This window comes from Rickettsia endosymbiont of Urophora cardui, from assembly GCF_964030725.1.
Classification (GTDB): domain Bacteria; phylum Pseudomonadota; class Alphaproteobacteria; order Rickettsiales; family Rickettsiaceae; genus Rickettsia.
The window spans coordinates 518,387-533,075 of sequence record NZ_CAXIPY010000007.1 but is presented as its reverse complement, the minus strand read 5'-3'; the positions used below and the strand labels follow the sequence as shown (position 1 = coordinate 533,075).

The following is a 14,689-nucleotide window of genomic DNA, read 5'->3' as shown; positions in this document are numbered from 1 at the left end:
GGAGTTTCGCACTTAGCAAAGTTGCGAATCAGTTAAAAGCCATCTGATATTGTTTTGAATTGATGTTTTTATAACTTCCCAAGTGTGTTGATATAAAGTAATGTTTTCATTTATCCTCCTTTTATTCATATCAAGCCAGGCAAATACTGCAAGGCAAATATGATTTCTTTGAGCTCGGCCCGTGCGTGCCTGACAGCGTTCAATACCACAAGTTTGTTTTAATTCTCGATGATAAACCTCTATAGACCAACGTGCCTTAACAATTTTCTCTATTTGCTCACGTGTGGGATTTTCCAAGTTCGTTGTTATGTAATCAATGCGACCATTCTTTGCCACAAACTTAAATACCGTAACCCAACCGTATCCACGTAGGTGAATTTTTAGCCCCTCATCGGGTATCTCTAAACTTTCCAAGCTAACATTATGATTAACTTTTCTATTTTTCCTTAGGGTGGTAACCCATAGCCAGCCTAAATTACGTATATGTTTTAAATTCTCCAACCCGCTATACCAAGCATCCATGACTATGGCATCAGGATTGAGACCTCTTTCTTTAGCTAAAGTAAGCATATCACAAAAATGCTCATTCTTTGTTTTACCATCAGTGTCTTTATCATATATTCTATAATCTACGGGAGTAGATTGAGCAATTTTAGTATTGTAATGTAGTAAGTTTACCATTCCTATACCAGGTATAACATCATGTACAGCTCCAGAATATTGATAACGTACAAGCTCAATCTTCTGACTGTATTGCTTTGATAATAAGGTGTCATCCCCCACTAATAAACACGGTGCTTCCCAATCTATATATTTTGACACTTCCTTATAGATTTCGCTAGGACGAAAATCCTTACTCTTTAACCATCGACTTGCACTATCGTGAGATAGATCTACTGGACTCACTTCAGATAATGCCTTGCTAGTATATCTGACACTACTTGCTTGTAAAAATGATTTATATAAGTCCTTGCTACATTGTGTTCTTGTCATTTTTATCTAAAACTATTTTTCTCTAGATTAACATACTTTTTGCTAAGTGCGAAACTCCTGATATCCTTTCTGCCAGATAAATCTATTCCTAAAGCTACATATACTGATTTATTAATCTCTCAGGGTTTAATTCCCCGAAGCTCTGCTTCGTGATATCATAAGAAACAACTAAAACTTTTTTAGATACCTCGTAGCTCTGCTGCGAGGAGCATCATTTCCTTAATTAATCCATTCTGACTTAGTACTGTTTTTAAATCTACTCCGCCTTCTATCAGCAAATCTATTGCTTCATTTATTTTTTTATTCTTCTCTATTTGCATTTCTGTTACCTATATTTTTAATTACTTCTAATATAGCTAACACGGAAATGTTTCTACCACAGATTAGGAAAAACTTAGGCATTGATCAATAATTTTACGTAAACAGTTTTTAAAGTTAGTCCAGCAATGTTTAATAGGATTTAGATCTGGTGAATATGTGAGTAAATACAAAAACTATGGTAAAAACCTTTCCGCGTTAGCTATATAGGCTCAACAAAAATTTACACAATCATTGCACAAGACTCCACCAAAGAATTAATTGCTCCGTTAGAGCATCCCGGTTATATTGATAAGCAATTATTTAATCAGTGGGTAGGTGAGCTATTATGCCCATCACTAAAACCTGGACAATGTGTAATAATGGATAATGCGAGTATTCATAAGTCACCGTTGGTAAAGGAACTAAACAACCCTCAGCTATAAGCTGAGGGGTTATAAAGTGGAATCGATTAGAAATCGATCATCATTCACAGGTTCACCTTCCTGTTCATCAATATAGTGCTGTATCATTTCATCAGTTATATTACCTGAACTGACTGCCATATAGCCCCTAGCCCACAAATGATTGCCCCAAAATTGTTTTCGTAAATGAGTAAATTCTTGCAATAAAATTCTTGAGCTAATGCCTTTTAAACCTGAATTCTGGATTAGCTAATTTTGAGATATAGCAGGTTTGTTAGGTTTCATACAGTATGCAATTAGGGCGGATAAGATATGTACAAAGGCATTCCAAATTGATCTATGTCTTGTATGTTCGATCTCGAAAGCACCCTTCAGCACACTAAATACTGTTTCGATAATTGAGCGTTTGCGTAATAATATTTTTTCAAATAATGGCATAAGTTTATTCTTCATTTTCTTCTTTATGCCAGTTACTAACTTGATTCCTTTGCTGTATAGATCATCAAAGAGCGCCTGTTTGATATAACCCTTATCGCCAAACAATAATCCCGTGATATGTTTGGTGATTATCGAAACCGGCGCTCTATCATCTACATTACCAGGCGTTAGTTTTAGATCTTGAATCTCACCTTTTTCGTTAATAACCAAATGTAATTTTAGACCAAAAAACCAACTTTTTGTTGTTTTACCCAAAGCAGCAATACCGGCAAAGACTTTATTACGAGAGATTCTTTTTCGATGACAAACCTCTAAAGATGTGGCGTCAATATAAGAAACTCCCGTAGATTGAGCTGCCTGCATATACCATTCAAGTAATAAAACTAAATAACTCAGAACTCTTAGTTTTAGAGCTATAAAACGAGTATATGATGGAAGAGTTACAAAGTCTGATTTATATAATTGTAGATAGGACATATAAAAATATTTAAAGTTTTTACAAGGTGATTGATGGTATAAAAGCACTATTGTTAACAGCTCAGAATAGCTTATTTCAGGCTTTCTTGTAGGGTTTTTATTAATGATGCTCCTCGCAGCAGAGCTACGAGGTATCTAAAAAAGTTTTAGTTGTTTCTTATGATATCACGAAGCAGAGCTTCGGGGAATTAAACCCTGAGAGATTAATCCACTGCTCGCTAATTTTACAAAAATCATCGACAAAACAAAATAATGCAGTAATATCTTTCTTCATGGGGATACTCTTGTTTTTTTGCTAAAAATTATATAGAGTATCTTCTATCCCTTGTAAATACTTACTTCCAAACCTAGATTAATCCAGAATTCAGGTTAATATATCATTTAGTAACGCCGGCAAAGTATAGAAGAGTAATATTCAATAAAGAACTAGATGATTATTTGTGTAAAATTTGTGAGCACATAGAAGATCGTTATGAAATTAGATTTTTAGAAATAGGAGTAGATAAAGATCACGTACATTTTTTATTACAGTCAATACCAATGTATAGCCCAACAAAAATAACTCAAATCATAAAAAGTATTACTTCTAAGAAAATGTTTGAGAAATATCCAAATCTTAAAGAAAAATTATGGGGAAGTGAGTTTTGGAGTAAAGGATATTTTATGAGCACAGTAGGTAAACATGGTGATGAGCAGAAATTACGTAATTATGTACAGAATCAAGGTTCAGGCAAACCTTCTTATAAAGCATTGCAACAAAAACAGTTAAAGCTTTTGGGATAGATACCTCGTAGCTCTGCTGCGAGGAGCATCATTTGTAGATGAAAATCATAGAAACAAAAAATATGGAAGAATGTTAATGGAAAAAGCTGAAGAATTGGCACGTGAGCGTGGCTGTAATTTTGTTGCTTTATCGACTATGGACTTTCAAGCGAAACCGTTTTATGAAAAATTAGGATATAAGCTAGAATTTACAAGACATGGCTATGAAAAAGATTCAGTTATGTATTTACTAAGGAAAGATTTATGACATTAAAATTAGGAATTGTGGGTTTGCCGAATGTCGGTAAGTCAACGTTATTTAATGCCTTAACGGCAAGCGTGGCAGCTGAAGCTGCTAATTATCCGTTTTGTACGATTGAACCAAATAGTGCCGTTGTTTCAGTACCTGATGAGCGTTTACAAAAGCTAGCTAGACTTGTAGGAAGTAAAAAAATTATTCCATCTTATATCGAATTTGTCGATATTGCAGGTCTTGTTAAAGGTGCAAGCAAAGGGGAGGGGCTTGGTAATAAGTTCTTATCAAACATTAGAGAAGTAGACGCAATATTGCATGTGTTACGTTGTTTTGAGGATGAAGATGTAACGCACGTACATCATAAGGTTGATCCGATTCATGACCTTGAAATAATTGAGATGGAGTTAATACTTGCCGATATAGAATCGGTGGAAAAGCGACTTGCTACAAGCGAAAAACGTTTGAAATCAGGTGATAAGACTTTAGCAGAGCAAATAGAGCTATTAATAGAGGTTCATAAAGTATTAGCCGATGGTAAACCTGCAAGAGTGCTAAATAAAACTTTAGGAACTGGTAATCTCAAGCAGTTACAGCTACTTACTTCTAAGCCTGTTCTATATGTGTGTAATGTACTTGAAAAGGATGCAGCAAGTGGTAACGCGTTTACAAAATTAGTAGCAGAACAAGCAAAAAAAGAAGAAGCTAAAAGTGTTGTTATTTCCTCAAAAATAGAAGCAGATATTGCTTTGCTTGAAGATGAGGACGAGAAAAAAGAATTCCTAAATAGTATTGACCTCGAAGAAACAGGATTAAGTCAAGTAATTAAAGAAGGGTATAATCTCTTAAATCTGAAAAGCTTTTTTACGATTGGTCCTAAAGAAGCACATAGCTGGACTTTTAAAGATGGTACGCTTGCCCCTGGGGGCTGCAGGTATTATTCATACCGACTTTGAAAAAGGTTTTATTAGAGCGGAAGTAATAGGTGACGCAGATTATATAGTCCGTCCGCCAAAACTCTACAAGCCTTATAGATAATATGGTTTTAAGACAAGAAGTAATACAACAATCCGTAAGAAAATGATAAAATATGGTCATAAACCTTATGGATTTCAGTCAATGCCAATAGACAACATTATCAAATCGCAAGAACAAGGGAGACTGTTTGGTTATAAATTAAAAGAAGAATTAAACCCAAATAATAAGCTATATAAATTAAGAGAATTAATAAATTGGTCTAGGCTCGAAGAGTGGTTATCAAAAAATGTTTGTATTAAGAAATTTGGTAGAAATAGAAAATGTCATAGAGTGATGCTTGGCATAACGATGCTACAAGCAATGTATAATTTTTCAGATTCATTATCAGAGGAAGAGCTAAAAGAGAATATGTATTGGCAGTATTTCTGCGGGTGGGAATATATAGAAAAAGACATAGCTATCTCGGAAACTAGTATACGACGGTTTCGTAGTGTATTAGGTGAAGCTGGATATAATGAGATATTATCGGAGTTGATCAGGGTTGGGATAAAAACTAACACAATTAAAAAAAAAGATTTGGAATTAATCATCGCTGATACGACTGTACAAATTAAGAATATCAAACACCCACACGATGTTTATTTAATGGATAAAGCTAGGCTTAGCATAGTAAAGCTTTGCAACAGTTTGGGTATACATTTGAATGAAACATACGCTAGAACCTATAAACGCGATATAGTAAAGCTATGGAAATATAAAGAACATAGTAAAGCCAAGAAGCGTTGGAAAATAATGAAGCATTTAAAAATATTACTGGGTCGTTTGATTAGAGTATGTGAGCGTGAGATCAAAAATAAGCAATTAAACTTGTCTCTCAAAAATCAAGAAGTATTGCAAAAAATAAAACAAATACATAACCAATCTGTTTTAAAAAGAGAAGCTAAAAAGCAATATAAAGAAGATAACAAAGTATTATATAGTTTTCATGCCCCTGAAGTAGAGTGTATAGGAAAGGGAAAACGCAACAAGCCATATGAGTTTGGCAATAAAGTAGCGGTAGTAGTAAGTGGTCGTAGAAATTTTGTTTTATCCGCAAAATCGTTTCATAATAATCCTTATGATGGTCATACATTGCATCAGAGCTTTGAAGCAGTAGAGAGTGTCACTGGAATCAAGATAAAGAAATCATTTGTTGATCTTGGGTATAGTGGTAGCAATGTAAAGGAGAAGAGTAAGGTATATACCCCAAAAACGCGGAAGAAGTTGTTACAAGAGGACAAGTCTATGATCAAGAGACGCAGTGCCATAGAACCAATAATAGGTCACTTAAAGCAATATGGTCGGATGGGTAGAAACTTCTTGAAAGGTATGATAGGAGATATTATCAATCCAATAATCTCTGCTATTGGTTTGAATTTACGATGCATTGCAAATCATTTACAAATCGTGTCTAACTCCACATAAATCAAAAATATCATCATGCAAAAACTAGATGAAGGCTCTGTCTCATCAATTGTGTAAATTTCGTGAACCATTAAATTCTACCATCAAATTTGATCATAAAATGAGCCATAGCTTCATTCCAATTGGGGATAGGCATAGACCATTTTTTGGTAATATAATCAATTGTCAGATATAAAACTTTAAATACTGCGTCATCATTTGGAAAGATGCGTTTATTCTTAGTAACTTTTCTCAATTGGCTATTCAGCGATTCTATCGCATTTGTAGTGTAAATAATCTTACGAATCTCCTTTGGATATTGCAAGAAAATTATCAAATTATCCCAATTATTATACCAAGATTTAGCTATATGCGGATATTGCTTACTCCATTTTTGATCAAATGACTCAAGAGCTAATTCTGCTTCTTTTTCAGTAGCAGAAGTATAGATTAGTTTCAAATCCGCTGCTAATTGCTTTCTATCTTTATATGATACATATTTGAGGCTATTCCTGATCTGATGGACAATACAAATTTGATGTTCAGTTTTCGGATATACTGATGCAATAGCATCAGACATACCAGTTAGATTATCACTACAAGCAATTAAGATATCTTTTACTCCTCGATTCTTCATTTCAGTAAAATTACCAAGCCAAAATTTAGCTCCTTCATTCTCACTTATCCATAAGCCTAAAATATCCTTTCTGCCAGATAAATCTATTCCTAAAGCTACATATACTGATTTATTAATAATAAGTTTATCTTGTCTTACTTTCACTACTAAACAGTCAAAATATACTATAGGGTATACTGATTCAAGAGGTCTACTCTGCCAAATCTTGACCTCATCTATTACTTCATCTGTAATCCTGCTGATTAGGCTCTCACTGATCTCAGCTCCATATAATTCTTGCAATTGTGTTTTAATATCAGACACACTCATACCCTTCGCATATAAGGATATTATCTTTTGGTCTAAGCCATCTATTCTTGTTTGTTTCTTTGAGACTATTATAGGTTCAAATTTACCTTGTCTGTCTCTTGGAACATTTAGCTCTATAGTACCATTCTCACTAATCAGATTCTTACTAAAACTACCATTCCTCGCATTCTCAGTTTCAGCTCTATCATACTTGCTATAACCTAAATGTTCTGACATCTCAGCATGCAGTGCTCGCTCTAAAATACCCTTGGTTAATTCCTTAATTAATCCATTCTGACTTAGTACTGTTTTTAAATCTACTCCGCCTTCTATCAGCAAATCTATTGCTTCATTTATTTTTTTATTCTTCTCTATTTGCATTTCTGTTACCTATATTTTTAATTACTTCTAATATAGGCTCAACAAAAATTTACACAATCATTGCAAAAGACTCTAGATGACGATAAAAAATCGTTAACAGTAGCTCCATATCAAAATTAGACCAACACAGAAATGTATCAGTAAAAATTAACATAACTTATTAATTTTTATTGAAAATCTTAGCAATTTGTTGTCAAAACTCTATCCCATTACAAATGATCAGGATTTGAAGTGTTTTTGGCGGATAGACTATATAATACTTTGTTATCTTCTTTATATTGCTTTTTAGCTTCTCTTTTTAAAACAGATTGGTTATGTATTTGTTTTATTTTTTGCAATACTTCTTGATTTTTGAGAGACAAGTTTAATTGCTTATTTTTGATCTCACGCTCACATACTCTAATCAAACGACCCAGTAATATTTTTAAATGCTTCATTATTTTCCAACGCTTCTTGGCTTTACTATGTTCTTTATATTTCCATAGCTTTACTATATCGCGTTTATAGGTTCTAGCGTATGTTTCATTCAAATGTATACCCAAACTGTTGCAAAGCTTTACTATGCTAAGCCTAGCTTTATCCATTAAATAAACATCGTGTGGGTGTTTGATATTCTTAATTTGTACAGTCGTATCAGCGATGATTAATTCCAAATCTTTTTTTTTAATTGTGTTAGTTTTTATCCCAACCCTGATCAACTCCGATAATATCTCATTATATCCAGCTTCACCTAATACACTACGAAACCGTCGTATACTAGTTTCCGAGATAGCTATGTCTTTTTCTATATATTCCCACCCGCAGAAATACTGCCAATACATATTCTCTTTTAGCTCTTCCTCTGATAATGAATCTGAAAAATTATACATTGCTTGTAGCATCGTTATGCCAAGCATCACTCTATGACATTTTCTATTTCTACCAAATTTCTTAATACAAACATTTTTTGATAACCACTCTTCGAGCCTAGACCAATTTATTAATTCTCTTAATTTATATAGCTTATTATTTGGGTTTAATTCTTCTTTTCAGGAGTTTCGCACTTAGCAAATAATATGCTAATCTAGAGAAAAATAGTTTTAGATAAAAATGACAAGATCAAAATGTAGCAAAGATTTATATAAATCATTCTTACAAGCAAGTAGTGTAAGATATACTAGCAAAGCATTATCTGAAGTAAGTCCATTAGATCTATCGCACGATAGTGCAAGTCGATGGTTAAAGAGTAAGGATTTTCGCCCTAGCGAAATCTATAGCAAAGTGTCAAAATATATTGATCTGGAAGATCCTTGTTTATTAGTGGGAGATGACACCTTATTGTCAAAGCAATACAGTAAGAGGATCGAGCTTGTAAATTATCAATATTCTGGGGCTGTACATGATGTTATACCTGGTATAGGAATGGTAAACTTACTGCATTACAATACTCAAATTGATCAATCTACTCCTGTAGATTATAGAATATATGATAAAGAAACTGATGGTAAAACAAAGAACGAGCATTTTTGTGATATGCTTACTTTAGCTAAAGAAAGAGGTATCAAGCCTGATGCTATAGTTATGGATGCTTGGTATAGTGGTTTGGATAATTTAAAACATATACGTAATTTAGGTTGGATATGGGTTACCAACCTAAGAAAAAATAGAAAAGTTAATCGTAATGTTAGCTTGGAAACTTTAGAGATTCCCGATGAAGGGCTAAAAATTCACCTACGTGGATACGGTTGGGTTACGGTATTTAAGTTTGTGGCAAAAAATGGTCGCATTGATTACATCAGGAGTTTCGCACTTAGCAAAAAGTATGTTAATCTAGAGAAAAATAGTTTTAGATAAAAATGACAAGAACAAAATGTAGCAAGGACTTATATAAATCATTTTTACAAGCAAGTAGTGTCAGATATACTAGCAAGGCATTATCTGAAGTGAGTCCAGTAGATCTATCTCACGATAGTGCAAGTCGATGGTTAAAGAGTAAGGATTTTCGTCCTAGCGAAATCTATAAGGAAGTGTCCAAATATATAGATTGGGAAGCACCGTGTTTATTAGTGGGGGATGACACCTTATTATCAAAGCAATACAGTCAGAAGATTGAGCTTGTACGTTATCAATATTCTGGAGCTGTACATGATGTTATACCTGGTATAGGAATGGTAAACTTACTACATTACAATACTAAAATTGCTCAATCTACTCCCGTAGATTATAGAATATATGATAAAGACACTGATGGTAAAACAAAGAATGAGCATTTTTGTGATATGCTTACTTTAGCTAAAGAAAGAGGTCTCAATCCTGATGCCATAGTCATGGATGCTTGGTATAGCGGGTTGGAGAATTTAAAACATATACGTAATTTAGGCTGGCTATGGGTTACCACCCTAAGGAAAAATAGAAAAGTTAATCATAATGTTAGCTTGGAAAGTTTAGAGATACCCGATGAGGGGCTAAAAATTCACCTACGTGGATACGGTTGGGTTACGGTATTTAAGTTTGTGGCAAAGAATGGTCGCATTGATTACATAACAACGAACTTGGAAAATCCCACACGTGAGCAAATAGAGAAAATTGTTAAGGCACGTTGGTCTATAGAGGTTTATCATCGAGAATTAAAACAAACTTGTGGTATTGAACGCTGTCAGGCACGCACGGGCCGAGCTCAAAGAAATCATATTTGCCTTGCAGTATTTGCCTGGCTTGATATGAATAAAAGGAGGATAAATGAAAACATTACTTTATATCAACAAACTTGGGAAGTTATAAAAACATCAATTCAAAACAATATCAGATGGCTTTTAACTGATTCGCAACTTTGCTAAGTGCGAAACTCCTGATTTAGAGAGTATAAAAAATAATATTTTGCGTATATTATATACCTATATTTTAGTAATCGTAGAATAATATTCTGATATTAAGAATACCACGAACGTGTCAATATAGTAGTACAAGTATTAATGAGAGTCTGCGGCAGCAATGAAATAGTGTTCTGCATAGAACACGAAAGCCCCGTACGGGGCTTTCCAATACTCCACCCTTTGCCTATCCATACTCAAGAATTTGTTGCTTCTGACCCCGCACGGCTTTGTTGCATAAATAAAATTTGTAGAGCAAGAGTGGTGATAATCTGGTAAGATGTCCTGAATTAAAAAATAATCCAGATTATATGAGATCTCGGAAGAAAGCCCCTTTTAGTAAATCACGCAAGTATTCTAAATATAAAATAACGAATTGGTCAGAATATAATAATTTTTTACGCAATAGGGGTCGCATAGATTTTATGATTGCCAGTGATTTGGCGATTGGCTGGTATGCTGATTACAGAGAGGAAATGAAACGAGGAAGACCTAGACGCTATAGTGATCACGCTATATTACAGTGTTTGAAGATCAGATGCTTATTCGGTCTTAAGTTACGCCAAACCCAAGGCTTTATAAACTGGCTCTTTGAAATATCGGGTTTATCTATTAGATGTCCAGACTATACAACATTAAGTAAGCGTATGAAGTCATTAGATCTTAGGTATTTACATGGAAATCAAGATAAAGAATTTAGTTGTATTTCAATGGATAGTACAGGGATACAAGCCTACACAGGGAACGAATGGCTAGAAAATAAGCATGGTAAGCAATATAAGCGTCGCATATGGAAAAAGCTACATATCGTTATAGAAGATCAAGGTATGATACTTGCCGATAGTACCACAGAGCATACTATAGATGATAGATCACAGATTGGACTACTAATAGCTAATGTCAGAGCCAAGGATTTTCTGGGAGATCGAGGGTATGACGGTGAATCTACATATCAATTGTTGAGAAAGAAGAAGATAAAACCAGTTATTAGACCCCCAAACTCTTCAGTAAAAGTTCAATCGCTTAGGGATAAAACTGAGAGAGATGCAGCTGTTATATATCAACAAAACAAAGGATACCAAGCATGGAGGGTAAAGAATAATTATGGTAGAAGGGAGCGTGTAGAGAACACGTTCTTTCGATTTAAAACTTCTTTTGGTAGTAAGTTTCTATCAAGACATGATCAAAATATGACAAAAGAAATGTCTATTAAATGCCACTTATTAAACAAAATGTTTGAAATTGGTAAACCTATCTCTGTGCCTGTTGGCTAGGCTAGCATTGCGGGGTTAGGGGCAGTATATTCAAAAGCTTATTTATGCAACAAAGCCAGAGTCTTTTGCAATGATTGTGTAAATTTTTGTTGAGCCTATATTAGAAGTAATTAAAAATATAGGTAACAGAAATGCAAATAGAGAAGAATAAAAAAATAAATGAAGCAATAGATTTGCTGATAGAAGGCGGAGTAGATTTAAAAACAGTACTAAGTCAGAATGGATTAATTAAGGAATTAACCAAGGGTATTTTAGAGCGAGCACTGCATGCTGAGATGTCAGAACATTTAGGTTATAGCAAGTATGATAGAGCTGAAACTGAGAATGCGAGGAATGGTAGTTTTAGTAAGAATCTGATTAGTGAGAATGGTACTATAGAGCTAAATGTTCCAAGAGACAGACAAGGTAAATTTGAACCTATAATAGTCTCAAAGAAACAAACAAGAATAGATGGCTTAGACCAAAAGATAATATCCTTATATGCGAAGGGTATGAGTGTGTCTGATATTAAAACACAATTGCAAGAATTATATGGAGCTGAGATCAGTGAGAGCCTAATCAGCAGGATTACAGATGAAGTAATAGATGAGGTCAAGATTTGGCAGAGTAGACCTCTTGAATCAGTATACCCTATAGTATATTTTGACTGTTTAGTAGTGAAAGTAAGACAAGATAAACTTATTATTAATAAATCAGTATATGTAGCTTTAGGAATAGATTTATCTGGCAGAAAGGATATTTTAGGCTTATGGATAAGTGAGAATGAAGGAGCTAAATTTTGGCTTGGTAATTTTACTGAAATGAAGAATCGAGGAGTAAAAGATATCTTAATTGCTTGTAGTGATAATCTAACTGGTATGTCTGATGCTATTGCATCAGTATATCCGAAAACTGAACATCAAATTTGTATTGTCCATCAGATCAGGAATAGCCTCAAATATGTATCATATAAAGATAGAAAGCAATTAGCAGCGGATTTGAAACTAATCTATACTTCTGCTACTGAAAAAGAAGCAGAATTAGCTCTTGAGTCATTTGATCAAAAATGGAGTAAGCAATATCCGCATATAGCTAAATCTTGGTATAATAATTGGGATAATTTGATAATTTTCTTGCAATATCCAAAGGAGATTCGTAAGATTATTTACACTACAAATGCGATAGAATCGCTGAATAGCCAATTGAGAAAAGTTACTAAGAATAAACGCATCTTTCCAAATGATGACGCAGTATTTAAAGTTTTATATCTGACAATTGATTATATTACCAAAAAATGGTCTATGCCTATCCCCAATTGGAATGAAGCTATGGCTCATTTTATGATCAAATTTGATGGTAGAATTTAATGGTTCACGAAATTTACACAATTGATGAGACAGAGCCCAAAGCCATTCTGGATTTAGCAACATATTTTTCTCATGATCAAACTCTTTTCGTGATTTCATATGCATTTGTTGCCTTATCTCACCATCTAGCGTAATTTCAGTCAGTTTATGCTCATCAGTTTTTGGTGTGATCTCTATATCACGGCTTAAATTCTTTATTTCCCAAATATTCCGCTTGGCACTTTTCCACGACACAATATCACAACCATCTTTAGAATATACGGGGACTTTAATATCTCTTGTACCTATTTTCTTTAGTTTGATTTTGTCGCCTACTCGTACATCATTGTTCTTGATCTCGGAGGTTATCTCCTTGCCCCATACAGTAACTTCCTTGCCGTTATGCGTCCTGTATACAAGGTAATTATTGCGATCCTTTGTTTTATCAAGCTGGTAGCTGCTGCTTCCAAATTCCACCACCTCATATTCATTTCGGTTTGTCTTAGATGTTAGTTCTTTCCATTCTTCACGTATTGCTTCTTTCTTAATGGATGACTTAACATCATATCCATAATCTTTAAGATTATTTGCAAACCGCTTTTTCATCTCATCATAATCTTTGTCACCGCTAATTCGAATTCTAGTACCATCTGATTTGCTCACATTGATTATTACGTGAACATGTGGGTTTTTAGTATCTGTATGGTATGCCATCACGAAATAATTATCAGGGTACATTGACGTTAATGTCTTTCTTACTGATTCTAATGCACGCTCCTTTGATACGCCAGCTATCTTCGGCGGTGAAAACGTTAAACTCTTTGTTAAATCAACACCGTATTTTTGTGGTAGAGATGTATGCATTTGCATAAATCTTATTGTATCTTCTATATCTTCCTTGCTACTTTGTTTAAGCCCTTCGGAATCCAATAATTCTAACTTAGAATCTCTGCTAATATACTTGATTGCGTTACGAATTCCTGCTCTTGATTTAGCTCCTTTTGTAAACTTTATAAATACCTCTCTGCTACCTTTTCTGCCGCTACTTGTGTTGCCTTTTCTGATTTGATTTATTTTATATGAAAATGTAGATTCACTTGCATTCTTACTTTTCCTATACCTCCATTCTTTCTCTACATATACTCCCATTATTTTGCTGCCTATCTTGATTTTTGATTAACTAAAAATCGTTCTTTACTCTCTTGAATTATTTTCTCTATTTGCTTATTTAATTTGAGTATATGACCTAATAAATCTTTACATACATTTTTACCTTCTTGATCTACTATACGACCCTCTCTAATTATTCTATTAATATTACGTCCTAATGCATTAATTGCATTTCTATTCTCTCTTATTTCTCGTAGCTCTTCACCGCTTATTTTACCTTTTCTGCTTAGGCTACCTATTATGCGATATCTTATTTCTTGGGTTAATTTCCATCCGTTTTCTTGTGCGTATTGCTGAAGTATGTGCACCTCATCTTCGGTCAGTCTTATTCTTTTTTCTATGATCTTTTGTATAGTTTTATTTTGTTTTTCTGTCAGTAACGGTTGGTCTGTAATGTTTATTTGTTGTTTTAACAACTCTACTATCCTTCTATTTACTGATACGCCACAATTAGACATAGTCGCTTTAAGACTATTATACAAATCTTCACTTACTCTTAATTTGATCTCTTTTTTCTTGCTCATTCCTTGTCTTTTTGTTGGTGTTTTTTCGTTTTGAAATTTGTATAAACAACTTTGCTCTATCTTTTGTACTAGTTTTTACATTCTGTTTTTATTCAATGAGAGCTTGCTGCAGGCTTTTCTAATTATACGAAATGGTGACATTTCTAGTATAATTAGTGTATCCTATTACTCGCTT

At 33.9% G+C, this 14,689-nt stretch carries 13 protein-coding genes and 4 pseudogenes; 9 read left to right on the top strand and 8 right to left on the bottom strand.

The window, feature by feature from the left end:
• Positions 1 to 12: 12 nt before the first annotated feature.
• Both AAHI98_RS16845 and AAHI98_RS16840 read right to left on the bottom strand, forming a co-directional pair.
• On the bottom strand, positions 13 to 993 hold the full coding sequence (locus AAHI98_RS16845; RefSeq protein WP_342224856.1) for an IS701 family transposase: 981 nt from the start codon (positions 991 to 993) through the stop codon (positions 13 to 15).
• Between the two features lie 179 nt (positions 994 to 1,172).
• Positions 1,173 to 1,313, bottom strand: coding sequence for a hypothetical protein (locus AAHI98_RS16840; RefSeq protein WP_342225272.1), 141 nt, complete (start codon positions 1,311 to 1,313; stop codon positions 1,173 to 1,175).
• Between the two features lie 204 nt (positions 1,314 to 1,517).
• Here AAHI98_RS16840 and AAHI98_RS18330 point away from each other — a divergent pair, with 204 nt between their 5' ends.
• Positions 1,518 to 1,736, top strand: a complete 219-nt coding sequence (locus tag AAHI98_RS18330; RefSeq protein ID WP_410526243.1) for a transposase — start codon at positions 1,518 to 1,520, stop codon at positions 1,734 to 1,736.
• A gap of 9 nt (positions 1,737 to 1,745) precedes the next feature.
• Here the strand turns inward: AAHI98_RS18330 and AAHI98_RS16835 are convergent.
• A pseudogene (locus AAHI98_RS16835) lies at positions 1,746 to 1,946 on the bottom strand (transposase); the annotation flags it as partial.
• A gap of 18 nt (positions 1,947 to 1,964) precedes the next feature.
• Positions 1,965 to 2,904, bottom strand: a pseudogene (locus tag AAHI98_RS16830) (IS982 family transposase).
• A 77-nt stretch (positions 2,905 to 2,981) separates the two neighbouring features.
• Between AAHI98_RS16830 and tnpA the strand changes: the two are divergent.
• From tnpA to AAHI98_RS16810, 4 genes and pseudogenes are all read left to right on the top strand, one after another.
• The gene (gene tnpA / locus AAHI98_RS16825) at positions 2,982 to 3,413 is read left to right on the top strand and encodes an IS200/IS605 family transposase (protein ID WP_342226686.1); all 432 of its coding nucleotides are present in this window, start codon (positions 2,982 to 2,984) and stop codon (positions 3,411 to 3,413) included.
• Positions 3,414 to 3,426: 13 nt separating this feature from the next.
• A complete protein-coding gene (locus AAHI98_RS16820; protein WP_342226155.1) occupies positions 3,427 to 3,660 on the top strand; it encodes a GNAT family N-acetyltransferase in 234 nt (77 codons plus the stop codon).
• Positions 3,657 to 4,647: pseudogene (gene ychF, locus AAHI98_RS16815) on the top strand (redox-regulated ATPase YchF); the annotation flags it as partial. The gene AAHI98_RS16820 and the pseudogene ychF, both read left to right, overlap by 4 nt.
• A 78-nt stretch (positions 4,648 to 4,725) precedes the next feature.
• Positions 4,726 to 6,087, top strand: a complete 1,362-nt coding sequence (locus AAHI98_RS16810; protein WP_342226541.1) for an IS5 family transposase — start codon at positions 4,726 to 4,728, stop codon at positions 6,085 to 6,087.
• Between the two features lie 70 nt (positions 6,088 to 6,157).
• Here the strand turns inward: AAHI98_RS16810 and AAHI98_RS16805 are convergent, their stop codons facing one another.
• Together AAHI98_RS16805 and AAHI98_RS16800 are read right to left on the bottom strand one after the other, a co-directional pair.
• The gene (locus tag AAHI98_RS16805; protein WP_342224662.1) at positions 6,158 to 7,372 is read right to left on the bottom strand and encodes an IS256 family transposase; all 1,215 of its coding nucleotides are present in this window, start codon (positions 7,370 to 7,372) and stop codon (positions 6,158 to 6,160) included.
• Between the two features lie 209 nt (positions 7,373 to 7,581).
• Positions 7,582 to 8,307 (bottom strand): transposase, encoded by a 726-nt coding sequence (locus tag AAHI98_RS16800; RefSeq protein WP_342226685.1) that lies wholly within the window; start codon positions 8,305 to 8,307, stop codon positions 7,582 to 7,584.
• A 154-nt stretch (positions 8,308 to 8,461) separates the two neighbouring features.
• Here AAHI98_RS16800 and AAHI98_RS16795 point away from each other — a divergent pair.
• From AAHI98_RS16795 to AAHI98_RS16780, 4 genes and pseudogenes are all read left to right on the top strand, one after another.
• A pseudogene (locus AAHI98_RS16795) lies at positions 8,462 to 9,190 on the top strand (IS701 family transposase); the annotation flags it as partial.
• 17 nt (positions 9,191 to 9,207) lie between these two features.
• Complete coding sequence (locus tag AAHI98_RS16790; RefSeq protein ID WP_342224659.1) at positions 9,208 to 10,188, top strand: IS701 family transposase; 981 nt, start codon at positions 9,208 to 9,210, stop codon at positions 10,186 to 10,188.
• A gap of 344 nt (positions 10,189 to 10,532) precedes the next feature.
• Positions 10,533 to 11,495 (top strand): IS5 family transposase, encoded by a 963-nt coding sequence (locus AAHI98_RS16785; RefSeq protein WP_342224734.1) that lies wholly within the window; start codon positions 10,533 to 10,535, stop codon positions 11,493 to 11,495.
• Between the two features lie 131 nt (positions 11,496 to 11,626).
• Complete coding sequence (locus tag AAHI98_RS16780; protein WP_342224662.1) at positions 11,627 to 12,841, top strand: IS256 family transposase; 1,215 nt, start codon at positions 11,627 to 11,629, stop codon at positions 12,839 to 12,841.
• On the opposite strand, the gene mobP1 is transcribed toward AAHI98_RS16780, so the two are convergent.
• Both mobP1 and AAHI98_RS16770 read right to left on the bottom strand, forming a co-directional pair.
• A complete protein-coding gene (gene mobP1, locus AAHI98_RS16775; protein ID WP_342226539.1) occupies positions 12,737 to 13,969 on the bottom strand; it encodes a MobP1 family relaxase in 1,233 nt (410 codons plus the stop codon). The two genes, AAHI98_RS16780 and mobP1, sit on opposite strands and share 105 nt — an antisense overlap.
• An 11-nt stretch (positions 13,970 to 13,980) precedes the next feature.
• The gene (locus AAHI98_RS16770; protein ID WP_342226538.1) at positions 13,981 to 14,514 is read right to left on the bottom strand and encodes a hypothetical protein; all 534 of its coding nucleotides are present in this window, start codon (positions 14,512 to 14,514) and stop codon (positions 13,981 to 13,983) included.
• Between the last annotated feature and the right edge of the window lie 175 nt (positions 14,515 to 14,689).